Source organism: Bordetella sputigena (genome assembly GCF_965137885.1).
Taxonomy (GTDB): domain Bacteria; phylum Pseudomonadota; class Gammaproteobacteria; order Burkholderiales; family Burkholderiaceae_B; genus Bordetella_C; species Bordetella_C sputigena.
In genome coordinates this window covers 162,528-178,068 of the sequence record NZ_CBCSCA010000011.1, presented here as the reverse complement: position 1 = coordinate 178,068, position 15,541 = coordinate 162,528, and the positions used below count along the sequence as shown (strand labels likewise).

Genomic DNA, 15,541 nt, shown 5'->3' with positions numbered 1-15,541 from the left:
GCTGGCGTAGCAATGAACAGGCGGAACTACGCGGCGCGTGGTAAGTGCGTGTTGCGTATTTTGTTGTGCACGATGCTGGCGCTGCCTATGCTGAGTTGTACCACCACACGCCGCCCTACCCTCTTGACTCTGCCCGCATCTTCGGCTTCCGGTTCACCTCAGATCCATACCGAAGCGGAGGGCCGCCGTATCGTTGCGGTCGGGCGGCTGGAGCTACCCGAGTATATGGTCACACGGCGTGTACGTTATCGTGACGATGCAAGCACGTTGGCGGAATGGCCGAATACGTACTGGGCAGAGCGCATAGAGATCAGCACCGCCCGCGAATTCCACGCCGCGCTGCGCGCGGCACTTCCCGCCTGGCAGCTATGCGAGGAAAGATGCTCGAACCAAACGCTCTCGCTGTCCCTCCGGCTACGCGTCGATCGCCTGGATTATGTGCGCTCGGAAAGGCGGCTCCATGCGACCGTCGACATCGCCCTGTGGAGCGCGGGCACGGCGCCACGCCTGCTCCGGAACACGGTGCATCAGTATGACATCGCGGGCGATACGGATACGGCGCAGGCACAAGCGCGCGCGATGAGCGAGCTGTTGCGCGATGTCGCTGCCGACACGGCGCAATCGATCTCGTTGACGGACCTTGGCGGACCGACCTAGACGGATGCGGTGGGCGCCGAATGGCTGCAGGATCCAGTTATAGCCCCAACAGCGCCGGATCCCCACAGACGCGTTCCCTCATCTCGGCGCTATGCTCGCCGATACCCGCGGTGAAAGCCACTACATCCGGCCCTCCCGGCACGACATCCAGCGGATGGGGTCACGGAGGAGCTTCCCGATAGTATGCCGCCAGCACGGTGGCGATCGCGCACGAAGCCAGCCGGGTCTCGCGCGAGTCGGCACGACTGGTAAGGATGATAGGCAGCTTGGCGCCGAGCACGATGCCCGCACTGGCCGCCTGACCCATGTACTCGAGTTGCTTGGCAAGCATGTTGCCGCTTTCGAGGTCTGGCACCACCAGAATGTCAGCCCGCCCCGCTACTTCGGACGTTATGCCCTTGATACGCGCCGCAGCCGGCGATACGGCATTATCGAAAGCGAGCGGGCCATCCAGTATGGCCCCCGCAATCTGCCCGCGATCGGCCATCTTGCACAGCGCCGCGGCGTCCAGCGTAGCCGGCATCTGGGGATTGACTGTCTCGACGGCGGCCAGGATGGCGACGCGCGGCTGGGCTATGCCGATGGCATGGGCCAGATCGATCGCATTGCGGATGATGTCGGCCTTGGCATTGAGGTCCGGCGCGATGTTGACCGCCGCGTCAGTGATAATGAACGGGCGCGGGTAAGCCGGTGTCTGCATGATGAAGCAGTGGCTCACCCGGCGCTTGGTCCGCAAGCCAGCGGCGCCGGCCAGGACGGCCGACATCAGCTCGTCGGTGTGCAGACTGCCCTTCATTATCGCTTGGACGCCCCCTTCGCCAGCCAGCCGCGCCCCGGCGGCGGCAGCCGCATGGCTATGCGGCACGTCTTCAATCGCCAGGTCGGCCAGATCGACGCCCGCCTGCGCCGCGATCGCGTCCAGCTTGGAGCGAGGCGCGACAATTACCGGGTCGATCAATCCCGCGGCGCGGGCGTCGATGACGGCAGTAAGGCTCAAAGTGTCGCAGGGATGTACAACGGCGACGCGTAGCGGACCAAGCGACCGAGCGTGATCCAGCAGACGTTCCAGTCCCCGGTCCGTTGGCACATCGAGCCGTATCTCGGGCAGGCTGTCACGCTGGATGGTAATGCGTTCAGTAGGCGCCAGCACTTCCGCCTCCCCGTCAATGACGAGCTCGCCTTGCTGGTTCTCGCACTCGCAGTCGAGCCGAAGTTTTTTCGTCGCCGGATCGCGCTCGATGATCGTCACCGTTACACGAAGCGTGTCGCCAACCTCGACGGGATGCAGGAAGCGCAGGCTCTGAGTGCGATAGGTCGTCCCGGGCCCGGGAAGACGGGTGCCAAGCACGCCGGAAATCAGCGTACCGCCCCACATTCCGCTGGCAATGATCCCTTGAAGCGACTTGACGGAAGCCGCTTCGTAGTCCGTTTGGCCAGCATACATAGTGCCGGACAGCAAGGTGAATAGCCGGATGTCATCCGCAGTGAGCGTTCTGGTCATGCTGGCGGAATCGCCAATGGCCATCTCGTCGAACAGACGATTCGTGAGCGCCTGCAAAGCAGCGCCAGGGAAAGAATCAGACACGGAGAACTCCTCGCTGGACGACTCGACAACGGACGCTCATATGCGCAGGCATGGTCATTTGCGCCTTGCTCTCGTGCGACGACTGGCGGAATTGCCGGAACGGCCGGAAGCTGCGTCCGACAGATTCGGCAACTGCCGCTGTGCGCAGCGGTCGAACAAGCCAGCCATCTCCTCCAGGGAATGCTCCTCTTCGACGGAAAGACTGCCCCCCATGTGAACCATCTGGCCGATGGACAGCGCCATCGCATGGATGTCGCTCGCAGCGGTGTCCTTGAGGAGGAAACAACGAGGCCCAAGCCTCCGCCGATACCGCAGGCGCTTCGAAATCGCGCAATCGCCAGATGCGCTATGTTGCTGTGCTCCCCGTCAATTGAAATTGACCCAAATCAACTAACGACCATACGGTAGTTAAATGATAACGCATCGGTTCGATAGCGGGTCAACCCATCTGATTGATGGTGCGCCTGAAGCGTGACAGGGAGAGACCGAACAACACGCAGCCGATCACGAACAGAACCAGGAACGGCCGCCAGACCACATCGAATCCGGCGGCGCGAAACAGGATCGCCTGGCCGATCTCGACGAAGTGGGTCGTGGGCGCTACCAGCATGATGTCCTGCACGAACTCGGGCATGCTTTCCCGTGGAGTGTTGCCACCCGACAGCATCTGCATGGGCAGAAGAGTGAGCATCATCAGTAAGCCAAACTGGGGCATGCTGCGCGCCAGCGTTGCCATGAAGATGCCAAGGGACGTTGTCGCGAACAGGGATAACGCCGCGCCCACCAGAAAAAGCGGGATGGACCCTTCGATAGGCACGTTCAGCAGGCCCCTCACCACGAACAACAAGGAAAATGTCGCCGTGCAGAGCACGACCAACCCCATCGACCATACTTTGGCGATCATGATCTCGGCGGGCGAGACCGGCATGACCAGAAGGTGTTCGATGGTGCCATGCTCGCGCTCACGTATGAGCGCGGCGCCGGTCAAGATGATCGACAGCATGGTGACATTGTTGATGATTTCCATGAGGCCGCCGAACCAGGTCTTTTCCAGGTTTGGGTTGAATCGGGCCCGTAACGCCAGATCGATAGGCAGCGTATCGCCGCCGCGATAGCGCTTCACAAACTCGTTGACCTCCGCCGTGACCATCTCCCGGATATAGCCATTGCCGGAAAAGGCCTGGCTCATCCGGGTGGCGTCGACGTTGAGCTGAATCTCGACGTGGCGCCCGGCAAGCAGATCGCGCTGGAAATTGGGAGGAATATTGAGCGCAAACGTATAGTCGCCGCGGTCCATCCCCGCGTCGATCTGTTGCGGACCGATCATCACCGGGGATAGGAATTGTGGCGGGTAGAACGCCGAAGCAATTCGTGCGGAGACCGCCGAATTGTCTTCATCCACGATTGCGATGGGTGCCTTGTGGAGGGTCTCCGGCATCGCCGTGGCGGCAGTGTAGATCGACACCGTGAAGGTATAGACAATGAGCACAAGCATCGTGGGGTCGCGCAAGAGGCTCCAGAACTCTTTACGGCCGAGGCGCAGAATATTTCTGACGCGGCGCATATTACGTGTCCTGTTTCTTGAGCAGCGCAATGGCCGCACCGACGATGACCGGAATGGCGATCAGCAGCGGAACAAATTCGTCCTGCAGGCTGGAGAAGCCCAATGCCTTGCTGAACACTCCACGGCTGATAATGAACATATGGGTGGCCGGATACAGCTTGCCGATGATGCTTCCGATTCCCTCGAGCGAGGAGACAGGATCGGTCAGGCCGGAAAGCTGTATCGCCGGTATCATCGTGCCGATCATGGCAAAGAACATCGCGGCGATCTGACTGCGTGTGATCGCCGAGGCCAGCAAGCCCATTCCTGTGGAGATGATGCAGAATAGAAGCGCCGCCACCACCAAGGTCGGATAGCTGCCGGTGATGGGCACGCCAAACAGCGTGACGGATAACAGGCTCATCAGTAAAAAGTTGATCATTCCCAGTCCCACGTAGGGGAGTTGCTTGCCGATCAGGAACTCCGTCCGGGTAATGGGAGTGACGTACAGGTTGATAATCGAGCCGAGTTCTTTCTCCCGCACGACCGCCAGCGCCGTAAGCATGGCGGGGAGCATCAGCATCAGCAACGGCACGACCGCCGGCACCATGGCGGGCAGGCTTTTCACGTCCGGGTTGTACCGGTAGCGCGTCTCCAGACTCAATTTGCTGTCGGCCGCGCTGCCCAGCCGGTCGCGCGCCTGTTGTGCAAGCCACAACTGATGAATACCCTGGACGTAGCCTCGCACTGTTTCCGCACGCTGCGGCATCGCGCCATCTATCCATGCGCCTATCTGCACGTTCTTGCCGCCCAGGGCGTCCCGCGCGAAACCTGGTGGAATCTCGATGGCCAGCGAAAGCTCGCCGCTGCGCATGCGCCGGTCAAGGTCCTCGTCGTCCGTGATGGGAGGTCGCTCAATGAAGTAACGCGAGCCTGAAAGGTTCAATGCAAAGTCCTGGCTCAGCGTGGTCTGGTCGCGATCCAGCACGGCATAACGCAGATTCTCGACGTCCATGCTGATACCGAAGCCCATCACGAACATCAGGATAAGCGAACCAACCAGCGCCATGGTGGCGCGCACGGGATCCCGCCGCAGCTCCAATGCTTCGCGCCAGGAATAGGTGAACAGGCGTTGCAGGCTGAATGATTTGTGGATCACGGAATGGACCGTATCCCCTTCCGACACATCTTCCGCGGCATTTTCGGAAGCAGCCTCGCCGGTCGCTTCGATCAAATAGCCAATGAATGCCTCTTCCAGGTTTTTCGCCCCGCGTTTTTTCACCAGGCTTGCGGGAGCATCGCTGTCCAGCACTCTGCCGGCATGCATCATGGACATACGATCGCAACGCTCGGCCTCGTTCATGAAGTGCGTCGAGATGAAAATCGTCACCTTGTCGCGTCGCGACAGCTCAACCAACAGCCGCCAGAAGTTGTCGCGAGCGATAGGATCGACCCCCGATGTGGGCTCGTCCAGGATCAGAAGCTCCGGTCGGTGCACCATCGCGACGGCCAGGGACAGGCGCTGGCGCATGCCGAGCGGCAGCGCCTCCGGCAGGCTGTCGAGCATTCCTCGCAGGCCGAAACGATCAACCATCTCTGCAATCCGAGATTCCACCTCCGCATCCGGCACATGAAAGAGTTGAGCATGCAACACGAGGTTCTGGCGGACCGTTAGCTCGCCGTAGAGCGAGAACGCTTGCGACATATAACCAACACGCTTGCGTGTGTCGATATCGTCCGGCGCCACTTCTCGCCCGAAGAGCCATGCCTTGCCTTCGGTCGCCGGCAACAGGCCGGTAAGCATCTTCATCGTGGTGGATTTGCCGCAGCCATTCGACCCAAGGAATCCGAAAATCTCCCCGCGGCGGATACGGAAACTGACGTGATCGACAGCCACGAACTCGCCGAAACGCATCGTCAGATCCTTGGACTCGATCGCCACGTCGTCCTCGTGGGTCTCCAGAGGCGGAATAACGACCGCCTCGTAGCCGCGTCGCTTGTCCTCGGGAAGCAGGCGGATAAAGGCCGTTTCCAGCGAATCGGCGTGGGTCTTCGCCAACAGCTCCGCCGGGGTGCCGGTCGCCAGCACTTTGCCTGCGTCCATGGCGACCAGCCAGTCGAATCGCTGCGCTTCGTCCATGTACGCGGTCGCCACAATCACGCTCATGCCGGGCCGCCCGCGTCGTATCCGGTTGATCAGGTCCCAGAACTGCGAGCGCGCCAGCGGATCCACCCCGGTGGTGGGCTCATCGAGTATGAGCAGGTCAGGATCATGGATAAGCGCGCAACAAAGCCCCAGCTTCTGCTTCATCCCGCCAGAAAGCTTGCCCGCCGGTCGCGAGAGAAAGGCGTGAAGCCCCGTGCTCTTGGTCAGATCATCGATGCGCCGACGGCGTTCGGCGGCGTCATGGCCAAACAGCCGCGCGAAGAACTGCAGATTCTCCTCGACGGACAACGTGGGGTACAGGTTCTTGCCCAAGCCCTGCGGCATGTACGCAATGCGCGGACATACTGCGTCTCGATGGGTTTTGCTGGCCATATCGCCGCCCAGCGCCCACACCGTCCCTTCCTGTACGGCACGGGCACCCGCCAAAAGCGACAATAAACTGGACTTGCCTACCCCGTCCGGGCCCAACAAACCCACCATCCGGCCTGCGGGAATGGTCAATGTCACGCCATCCAGCGCGAGAGTCTTCCCATAACGCAGCCGTACGTCCCGCAGCTGCGCGGCCTCCTGGGTGCGAGCGTCCGGTGCCATGACTCAGTCCGGGAGTCGGACAGCGAGCGACTTGGGCCACTGCGCGTTGGCGTCGAGCTTCACCCAGGCCACCCCGGGCAAACCGGTTTTCACCTGTGTCAGGTGCTGCTTCAGTAACTCCGGCGAAATCTTTGCCTTGACACGAAACATCAGTTTCTGACGTTCGGAGGCGGTCTCGACGGTCTTGGGCGTGAACTGGGCCGTGTTCGCGACGAAGGAAACCTGAGCCGGAATCACGTACTGAGGAGCCGCGTCCAGAATAATGCGCACTTCACTGCCGAGTGCCGTCCGCCCGGCGGCGGCTTCGGGCAGGAAGATCGTCATGTAGACATCGGACAAGTCAACGAGGTTGAGTACCCTGCCGCCCGCGGCCAGCACCTCGCCAGGCTGGGCCACTCTAAACTGGATCCGCCCATCGCGCGGTGACGTAAGCTGGCTGTCGACGATGTCCGCCCGAATGCGCGCGATGGTCGCTTCAGTCGCCGTGACCCGCGCCGCGGCACCGGTCTCTTGAGCCTTGGCGGCGTCCACGGCGGCTTGGGTCGCGACGACTTGCGCCTCGCTGGCATTGACGGCGGCCGCTGCGCTCCTGACCCGCGCTCGATCATCGTCCAACTCCTGTTGGGACGACGCGCCTTCCTTCGATAAGGTTTCGGACCGGGCGAGCCGGCGTTTGGCTGCATCCAGCTCCGCGCGGCGCTGTTCCACGGTAGCGCGACCCGCGGCCACGTCACTTCGTCGCAAGGCAACCTGGGCGCGCGCGGCCGCGACCGCATGCAGCGCCTCCTGTCGGCCAGCCTCGGCTTCGTTGTACTGCGCTTGCAACGTGTCCACCTGCATGCGCGCCAGCGGCTCCCCGGCCTTCACAAAATCCCCCTCATCGACGAGGATTTCCTGTATCCGCCCGGCCAGCTTGGTCGCGATATCGATTTCCGTTGCCTCGATGCGACCGTTGCCACTGGCGAATCCCTCGCCGGGTCCGTCGCTGTGCAACCGGGTCCACGCATACCAACCAAGCGCAAGTACCGCTACGATGGCCGCGGCGAGCATAAGGTGCTTCTTCTGAGGAGTGGAAATGGGCATGGCGAAGGGCTCAGCGAGGAAGGGCTTGGGCAGGCTGATCAAGGGAACCGCCGCCAAGCGCGGCGTACAGCGTGACGTTGCTGGAGAGCAGGCCGCGACGCACCTGCACGAGCTGTTGCTGGGCATCAAGCAAGTCGCGCTCGGCGTCCAGCACCTCCAGGTAGGCGGTGGCGCCGCTGTCATAGCGCAGCTGTGCAAGTCGTGCGCGCTCGGTCTGGACGTTCAATGTGGCACTTTGGATGTTGACCTGTTCAGCCAGCCATCGCCTGTCCGATAGCGCGTCCGCGACCTCGCGAAAAGCTGTCTGGATTGTCTTCTCGTAGTTGGCCACTGCGACGTCAGTCCGGATTTCCGCAAGATTAAGATTGGCCCGGAGCCGTCCGCCGTCGAACAAGGGCAGCGAAACGGTAGGAGTGAACGACCACGCCTTGCTGCCGCTCTTGAACAATCCGTCCAGCTGTGCGCTAGCTGTGCCGAAATCGCCCGTCAGCGCGATACGCGGAAAAAATGCCGCGCGAGCGGCGGCAATATTGGCGTGGGCGGCGAACAATTGATGTTCCGCCGAGATGATGTCCGGCCGTTCGGTCAACAGATCGGCCGGCAGGCCCACGCGCAGGGCCTGGAATACCGTATCGTCCGTTTGAAAAGAACCGGCTATAGGGGCCACCTCGTCGCCGCTGCCCAGCAGCAGGCCCAGGGCATGGGCCTGCGCGGCCCGATTTTGCGCCAATTGCGCTCGTAGCGCCTGCGCCTGGCGAAGCAAGGTCTCGACCTGGGTCAGATCCAGTTTGGAGATGGCTCCGACCTGATAGCGGCGGGTAAAGATGCGAAACGACTCTTGCCGGCTTGCGATTGTTTGATCGGCCAGGGCGATCCGTTCATCCAGTTCACGCAGGCCGAGATACGCATTGGCGACCTGGGCGATCAACGAAACCCGTACCGCGCGCTGTGTCGCCTGGGTAGCCAGAAAGTCTTGCAGCGCGGCGCCCTTGAGACTCCGTATGCGTCCCCACAGGTCCAGCTCCCATGTGGTCACCCCTACCGATAATCCATAATTCCCCGCGGTAACGGGCCTGCCCGTGAGATTGAGGTCGCCCGGAACCCGCGATCGAGCTCCCTGTGCATTGACGTCGATCGTCGGAAAAAGATCGGCCCCCCGTATGTCATATGCTGCGCGCGCCTCTTCGACGCGGAGGACCGCAATCCTGAGATCACGGTTATTCTCGAGCGCGGTCCCGATGAGCGCGCGCAGCGTAGCGTCCGAGAAATAGCTTTGCCAAGGCAGGTCGGCAGGAGCGGCGGCGCCTTCAGCCGAAGTGTTATCGCCGACGTCGGTAGGCCAAGCGGCCTGCACGGGCAGCGCCGGGCGGCTTTGCGGGGCGGGCGCCATGCATCCTGCGAGTAACGTTGTAATCAACGCAGTAGAGAAACGCGTGCACGTGCTTCCAGAATAACCGCCCATCTTCAATAAACCTTTTCGAAACCTCGGGACATCGGGTGAAAGTGGCGACCTGCACTGCGCCATAGGCCAAACGCGTTTTCGTCCTGTGGTAGCGGTGAACGGGAAAATCGGCACCTGCCTAAGTATCAGCGCTATATGTTACTCCAATTAACGACCGGTAAGTCGTTAAGAGATCCGGTCATCGGAGAATCGGAGACTATTGAGGGAGACACTGAAGACCGGCCTGCGATGATCTTTCTGATCGTCGTGCGTGGGTGAACCGGCCGGCACGGTCCAGGTACTACAGCGTTCGCCTCGCCTCCCGCTTCTTTCGATGTATTTGCAAACCAAGGGGGCGAATCCCATCGGAGACACGCCCCATGCCGGCCATCAATCATTCATCGTCCTCGCTTCAGAATCTCGCGGCCGCACCCGATGCGCCGCGCTATCCGGCATTCCCCGATGGCCGGTCGTTCCGGGGCGAGGCGAATACGGAGAACCGCGCGCAGCGCCACCCCGGGCACACCGTTTACCTGCAGCGGACGCTTTCAGAGGGCGCCCTGTCCTTTGTGAGCCATATCGACACCGAGGGAAAACGGATCGCGCCGGACCGAGTGATCACGCACACCCCCCGGCTCGCCGCACTCAGCCGCCCCACCCTTGCGGCGCCGGCGGCCGTCCCGCCCAAGTACCCATTGAAGGATTTCTTCCGCCATCCCGATCAGACCCATTTCAATCTGTCCGAGGACGGGCGCTGGCTCGCCTTTATGCGTCCGCTCGGCGTGGATGGCCAGCCGCCACGCCTGAATATTTTCGTACAGCGTCTCGAAGGCGCCAGCCCAGCCGGCGAGGCGCGCAGCCTTACCAGCGAAACCGCGCGCGACGTCACGGGCTACGTCTGGAAGGGCTCGGACACCATCCTCTACGCAAAGGATTTCGGCGGAGATGAGAACTATCACATCCTGGCTGTGAACATGCACTCCGGCAAGTCCGTGGACCTGACTCCCCACGAGAATTCCCGGGCATATGTCAGTGACCAGCTAAAGGACGACCCCGACCACGTCCTGCTTGCGCACAACAATCGCGACCCGAAGCTCTTCGACGTCTACCGCGTCAATGTTCGTAGCGGAGAATCCCGCCTGGTGGCACAGAACCCGGGCAATATCCTTTCCTGGCAGACGGACCACGCCGGCAAACTGCGCGCGGCGACGACGCTCGATGGATTGACCGCCTCCGTGCTGTACCGCGACGAAGAAGGACAACCCTTCCGGACGATCATCACCACCGATTACCGCTCCAGCGTTAAACCCGCGCTGTTCACTTTCGACAACAAGAAGCTGTACGCCATCAGCAATCGCGGCCGCGACACCATGGCGCTGGTATGCATCGATCCCGACTCTCCCGACACGGAAGAAATAGTGTTCGATCCGCGGGAAGTCGACTTGAGGAGCGTCAGCTATTCCCGTCTTCGCCAGGTACTTACCTCAGTCACCTATGAAACGGACACACCGCAGCGCAGATTCCTGGACGCACAGATGGAGGACATTTACCGCCGGCTGGGCGATCGCCTGCCGGGCTATCGGCTCGGGCTGCACAGCGACACGCGCGACGAAACCAAGTTCATCGTCACCGCCTACAACGATCGCACGCCCGGCACGCGCTATCTGTATGACGTCCGGACCGACGAACTGCATAAGCTGGCCGACATCAAGCCCGCCTTGCCCGAAGCCGATATGGCGCCCATGAAGCCGGTCAGCTTTCAAAGCCGGGACGGCCTGACGTTGCACGGCTACCTGACTTTGCCGCTCGGACGGCCGGAGCAGAACCTGCCTGTCATCGTCCACCCGCACGGCGGCCCATGGTCTCGCGATAGCTGGGGTTATGACTCGCTGGTACAGTTTTTGACCAACCGGGGCTTTGCCGTACTGCAGATCAATTTCCGCGGCTCGACCGGATACGGACGGAAGTTCTGGGAAGCGGGTTTTGGCCAATGGGGCCTGTCCATGCAGGACGACATTACCGATGGCGTGCAGTGGCTGATCGCACAGGGCATCGCGGATCCGAAGCGCATCGGCATCTACGGCGCCAGCTACGGCGGCTATGCCACATTGGCCGGCGTCACCTTCACGCCCGACCTGTACGCGGCGGCTGTCGATTATGTCGGCGTGTCCAATCTATTCACTTTCATGGACACCATTCCGCCGTATTGGAAGCCAATGCGTGAAAGGCTTTACGACATGGTGGGCCACCCCGAAAAAGATAAGGATCGCCTGGCCAGGATATCGCCCGCGCTGCATGTGGACCGCATCAAGGCGCCACTGTTCATCGCCCAGGGCGCCAAGGATCCACGCGTGAGCAAAGCGGAAAGCGACCAGGTCGTCGAAGCGCTGCGAAAACGGGGGGTCGAAGTGGACTATATGGTGAAGGACAACGAGGGGCATGGCTTCCGCAACGAGGAAAACAAATTCGAGTTCTATGAAGCCATGGAGAAGTTCTTCGTGCGTCATCTGATGTCCGGGCCGGACATCGAGGCTTAGCGGGTCGCGGTGATAGCCGGCGGCGAAGCGCGCGACTCAGCACCGTTCCAGCTTCAGATTGGCGGACGGCGCGATGCCGATGGTGCCGGTGCAGGCCGGTCCCAGGTCCGACAGGATATCGCCGAACAGGTTGGAACGGGCCGCGGGAGGCGACACCCCGGAACCAAGCCAGCAGACAGGCCCCTACGCCGCAACGGCCTGGGCCAGCTTCTGGATGGACAGCGGCGAGCAGCCCTCGGCATCGTTGCTGACCGTAACGTAGGCCGGCTGGCCCGCGCCCGTGATCCCGCGAATCGTCCGGGCCAGCACCATGCGAGTAGGGAGATCCTCGCTGAGAATGGCATTGAACGGATCGTGCTTTTTCTGCGCGTCGGCGTAACCATACGCGCCGAAAATGCGGTTCAGATTCCATCGACAGACCAGCGGACCCGGCCATAGCGCGCGCAGCATCGGCAGTTGTGCTTCGATCGGCGGCATCTTGCCATGCAAGCCCAGGCAGAAGGTGGCTCCGTGCGCCTTGAGCGTATCAACCAGCGCCTGGCCCAGCAGTTCAGGGTCCCGCACTTCCACCGCAATGATCACGGCCGTATGCGCGGATAGAGCCTCCCGGACAGCGGCCAGCATACGGCCCAGCTTCTCAAACAGCGTTGCGCTGCGGCTCAGCCACCCCAAAGGCAGGGGACTCAGCTGAAACACCAGAACGCCGAGCTTGGCGCCCAGGCCTTCGAGCGCCGGTCTCACAAACTCCTGAACGGCCAGCGACGGATCGAGAAAAACCGGGTTGACCTCGCGCGTCCTGCCTTCTTCGCCACGCACCTGGGCGTCCGTAACGTTGGCGGGACATTTGACGACGAAACGGAAGTCGTCATCGACCTGCCCCGCATAAACGCCATACTGGCTTGCCGTCAAGGGGCGCCAGAAAGTACGGTCCACGCAAACCGTGCGCAAAAGCGGATGTTGATGGTAGGCGCCAAGGCCATGCTTCGACAGCGTGCTCGAATCGTATTCGCCATCCCAGACCAGCCCCTCCCAGCCCGGGTATGACCAGGTAGAGACGCCAAAGCGCAGTTGCGCCGGAAGCTGCCGCGCGAGCGCGCTCCATTCCCGCGCCGCGGGAGCGGGAAGCACCCTGGCCATGCCCCGAAGGGCGGAAATTTCCGGATTCGTACGGGAGGCTGCATGGTTAGAGGAATTGGCCGGAGGCTGCAGCAGCGCATCTCCGAAAAGATCGTCTTGCATACTTGTCATACTGGCACGGAGGTAGGCTAAAGGGTACTTGAATAACACCGGACATCCCCACCGAGCTACGTCAGCTTGGTTTCTCTGCGAACCAGCAGCAGGCGCTCACGGCGGGACGACGCGGCGCAAGCGGATACCCCCTCCGTCCCCGCGGTTGCGCAAAGCGGCGGCGTGCACGGCGACCTCGCCTTCGGCGACATCGACAACCAGCCTTTCCAAGGCTGATCAAAGGCTACCGGCGGTTCGAGCAGCCAAATCCGCGTGATCGGGCCGCCAGGAAGTCCTGCCGTTCATGCCAGCATGGATGAACGGTTTCCCCGGCGAGAGGCGGGGATGCTGTAGTGGCAGTCCTCTCGGTGTGGTGCGTAGTACGGTCGGCCCCCTTCATCGGGGGCCGATTTTTTGTGCTGCTCGCGCACGCCGTGGCTTATTTGCCAATCTGAAATAAGACGCCGCTTCCATCAGCACATCCCTGCTGTCGATCGGCCCCGAATCCTCCGTCAGCCATGTCTTGCTCTCGCGGCGACCATCCAGATCTCGAACAGTCGACTTGGGTCGCGCGCCACCGAGCGAAGTGCCTTGCCGGGCCGGGCTCTTTAGCACAGCAAGCGCGGGCTTTCTTATTGCAGAGCTACTCGCTTCTTCAACCTTATGCTTTTGGAGCGGGCTGACTCAACAATCGCTGGTAGGCCTCAGCCATGAGTTTCTCAAGAGAACTGATGGGCACAGGTTTGGAGAGGACCTTCACGTCGGCAGGCAGTCCCCCCCGATCGGCAATGTCGGCACTCGTTAGCGCCGATATCACGATGACTTCCGCGTCCCGCGATTCCGGCGCTTCTCTTAACGCGCGGATCATTCGAAAGCCATCCAGACCTGGCAAGTTCAAGTCGGCCACGATGACGTGAGGCCGAAACTTTCCGATCCGGACGAGTCCTGAGAACCCGTCCCCGGCTATGCGCAGGTCCAGCGGGAACGATAGACACGTGAGCGCAAGTTCATAGACGGTCTGCAGATGAGGATCGTCCTCGACGACGACGACGCGTAGCGGCCCCTGCGCCGGTCCTACCAATGCCCTTTCCTCTTTGGCGACGCGGGACTGCAGCAGATCGTCCACGGAAGCGCGCGCAACCCTGCGGTGTCCGCCTTCCGTCTTCCACGCACGCAGGACGCCGGCCTCGACCCATAGCTGGACCGTGCGCACGGATACGCCGATCAATTCGGCAGCTTTCTTCGTCGTGATGAACTCGTCCTCTGGAGCGTGCATGTGGATCTGCCCGACAGTGTGTTTGCCTCGGCCGCGATGATAACAAATTTGCAGTTTTAAAAATATCTTGCATATTTCCGGTTTCGTCTATTATCATTTTTACCGAATTTTCGCGTTTTACCTGGCAGAAATGTAACGTTATATATCATACTAAGGCGGGTCCCAGCTGCACCGCCTAGGCCTCCTGGCTTGCACAAATAAGGGACGTAACAAGACATGAAAGTTGTGGTGATCGCGCCCCCATTGCTGGGCGAAGTCGTGGCGTCGGCGCTGAGCCCTATGGGCCATGAGGTCTTGCTCACGGACGGGAAGAACGCGTCCCTCGCTCTGCTGGCCGGTCCGCCAGCAGATTTGCTTGTAATCGGAGAGTCGGATGGCGGCAGAGAAAGCGCCCTCCAAATGTGCCAGGTAGTTCGCGACAATCCCCGGTGGGCCCAGACGGCGATCTACCTACTGTGCTCGGGCGACTGGCGGTGTGATAGCTCGCTTGAGCGAGGCACGGTGGACAGATGCTTTACAGCGCCGTTCAGCCCGCTCGAATTGTTGGATGCGGTGAGCCAAAAGGACCAAGGCAATGATTAAGAGCCCTGGGCGCCAGAGAAACGCCGCCAGCCCGGTAACGCGGCGATTGCAACGCACTGCGAGGGATGTGGACACGGCTTACGCGCGGACCGTCCTGGCGCTGCAGGAGCGCGATAGCGCGTACGACGCGCTCATAGCAAAACTCAATGCCGCTACATCCTTGCGACATGGAGAGACGGGCCAGCATATCGAGCGGGTAGGCGCCCTCGCTGCCTATTTAGCGAAAATTGTGGGTCAATCTGATTGCTACTGCGCGACCATACACAGGGCAGCCCCGCTACACGACGTCGGGAAGATCCTTGTTCCCGACCATATCCTGCAGAAGCCGGCAGCGCTCTCCGATGCGGAGCGAGCGTTAATGGCGCTGCATGTCGAGGCCGGCGTGCTCCTTCTCGACGGCGCGGTACATCCCGTACTGGTCATGGCGAAAGAGATCGCTCAACATCACCATGAACGCTGGGATGGGACTGGCTACCCCCATCGAATACACACCACCGAAATTCCTCTGTGCGCCAGAATCACTACAGTCGTTGATGTGTTCGACGCGGTCACCAATGACCGCGTCTATCGCCCTGCATTGTCGCGAGCGGAAGTAATCGACATCATAAAGAAGGGGAGCGGCACGCACTTCGACCCGCACCTCGCGATCACGCTGCTCGACAGGTTGGATGAGTTCACTCACATTCAAGAGCTGGTTGACAGCGAGTTTAAGGAGGGGGGCTCCGCATCCGAAGCTCCACTCACTGTATTGAGAAAGCGCCTGAAAGGCCGTTGACTACATATGAGCAATACATGGACTACCTTAGACGCATAGTGACCCGCGATTGGCGAGACTATCGGTCAGGCGCATTG

At 61.3% G+C, this 15,541-nt stretch carries 10 protein-coding genes and 1 pseudogene; 3 read left to right on the top strand and 8 right to left on the bottom strand.

Annotated features, from left to right (window positions below; translation table 11 throughout):
- Positions 1 to 12: 12 nt before the first annotated feature.
- Positions 13 to 657: a PqiC family protein gene (locus tag ACNA0R_RS20605; RefSeq protein WP_415827921.1), complete on the top strand. Its 645-nt coding sequence runs from the start codon at positions 13 to 15 to the stop codon at positions 655 to 657.
- A 160-nt stretch (positions 658 to 817) separates the two neighbouring features.
- Here ACNA0R_RS20605 and ACNA0R_RS20600 read toward each other — a convergent pair whose 3' ends face one another.
- The 5 genes from ACNA0R_RS20600 to ACNA0R_RS20580 all read right to left on the bottom strand — a co-directional run bounded on the left by ACNA0R_RS20600 (position 818) and on the right by ACNA0R_RS20580 (position 9,088).
- Complete coding sequence (locus ACNA0R_RS20600; protein WP_415827920.1) at positions 818 to 2,242, bottom strand: bifunctional enoyl-CoA hydratase/phosphate acetyltransferase; 1,425 nt, start codon at positions 2,240 to 2,242, stop codon at positions 818 to 820.
- Between the two features lie 439 nt (positions 2,243 to 2,681).
- The gene (locus ACNA0R_RS20595; RefSeq protein ID WP_415827919.1) at positions 2,682 to 3,806 is read right to left on the bottom strand and encodes an ABC transporter permease; all 1,125 of its coding nucleotides are present in this window, start codon (positions 3,804 to 3,806) and stop codon (positions 2,682 to 2,684) included.
- A gap of 1 nt (position 3,807) precedes the next feature.
- Complete coding sequence (gene rbbA, locus ACNA0R_RS20590) at positions 3,808 to 6,543, bottom strand: ribosome-associated ATPase/putative transporter RbbA (protein ID WP_415827918.1); 2,736 nt, start codon at positions 6,541 to 6,543, stop codon at positions 3,808 to 3,810.
- Between the two features lie 3 nt (positions 6,544 to 6,546).
- Positions 6,547 to 7,626, bottom strand: coding sequence for an HlyD family secretion protein (locus tag ACNA0R_RS20585; protein ID WP_415827971.1), 1,080 nt, complete (start codon positions 7,624 to 7,626; stop codon positions 6,547 to 6,549).
- 10 nt (positions 7,627 to 7,636) lie between these two features.
- Positions 7,637 to 9,088: an efflux transporter outer membrane subunit gene (locus ACNA0R_RS20580; protein ID WP_415827917.1), complete on the bottom strand. Its 1,452-nt coding sequence runs from the start codon at positions 9,086 to 9,088 to the stop codon at positions 7,637 to 7,639.
- A gap of 254 nt (positions 9,089 to 9,342) precedes the next feature.
- On the opposite strand from ACNA0R_RS20580, the gene ACNA0R_RS20575 reads away from it, so the two are divergent.
- Positions 9,343 to 11,604: an alpha/beta hydrolase family protein gene (locus ACNA0R_RS20575; RefSeq protein WP_415827916.1), complete on the top strand. Its 2,262-nt coding sequence runs from the start codon at positions 9,343 to 9,345 to the stop codon at positions 11,602 to 11,604.
- Between the two features lie 42 nt (positions 11,605 to 11,646).
- Here the strand turns inward: ACNA0R_RS20575 and ACNA0R_RS20570 are convergent.
- From ACNA0R_RS20570 to ACNA0R_RS20560, 3 genes and pseudogenes are all read right to left on the bottom strand, one after another.
- Positions 11,647 to 11,739: pseudogene (locus ACNA0R_RS20570) on the bottom strand (isocitrate/isopropylmalate family dehydrogenase); the annotation flags it as partial.
- Positions 11,740 to 11,787: 48 nt separating this feature from the next.
- The gene (locus ACNA0R_RS20565; RefSeq protein WP_415827915.1) at positions 11,788 to 12,843 is read right to left on the bottom strand and encodes a DUF72 domain-containing protein; all 1,056 of its coding nucleotides are present in this window, start codon (positions 12,841 to 12,843) and stop codon (positions 11,788 to 11,790) included.
- Positions 12,844 to 13,492: 649 nt separating this feature from the next.
- Entirely contained in the window at positions 13,493 to 14,107 is a 615-nt protein-coding gene (locus ACNA0R_RS20560; RefSeq protein WP_415827914.1) for an excisionase family DNA-binding protein, read from the bottom strand.
- Positions 14,108 to 14,756: 649 nt separating this feature from the next.
- On the opposite strand from ACNA0R_RS20560, the gene ACNA0R_RS20555 reads away from it, so the two are divergent.
- Positions 14,757 to 15,464 (top strand): HD-GYP domain-containing protein, encoded by a 708-nt coding sequence (locus ACNA0R_RS20555; protein ID WP_415827913.1) that lies wholly within the window; start codon positions 14,757 to 14,759, stop codon positions 15,462 to 15,464.
- Positions 15,465 to 15,541 lie beyond the last annotated feature (77 nt).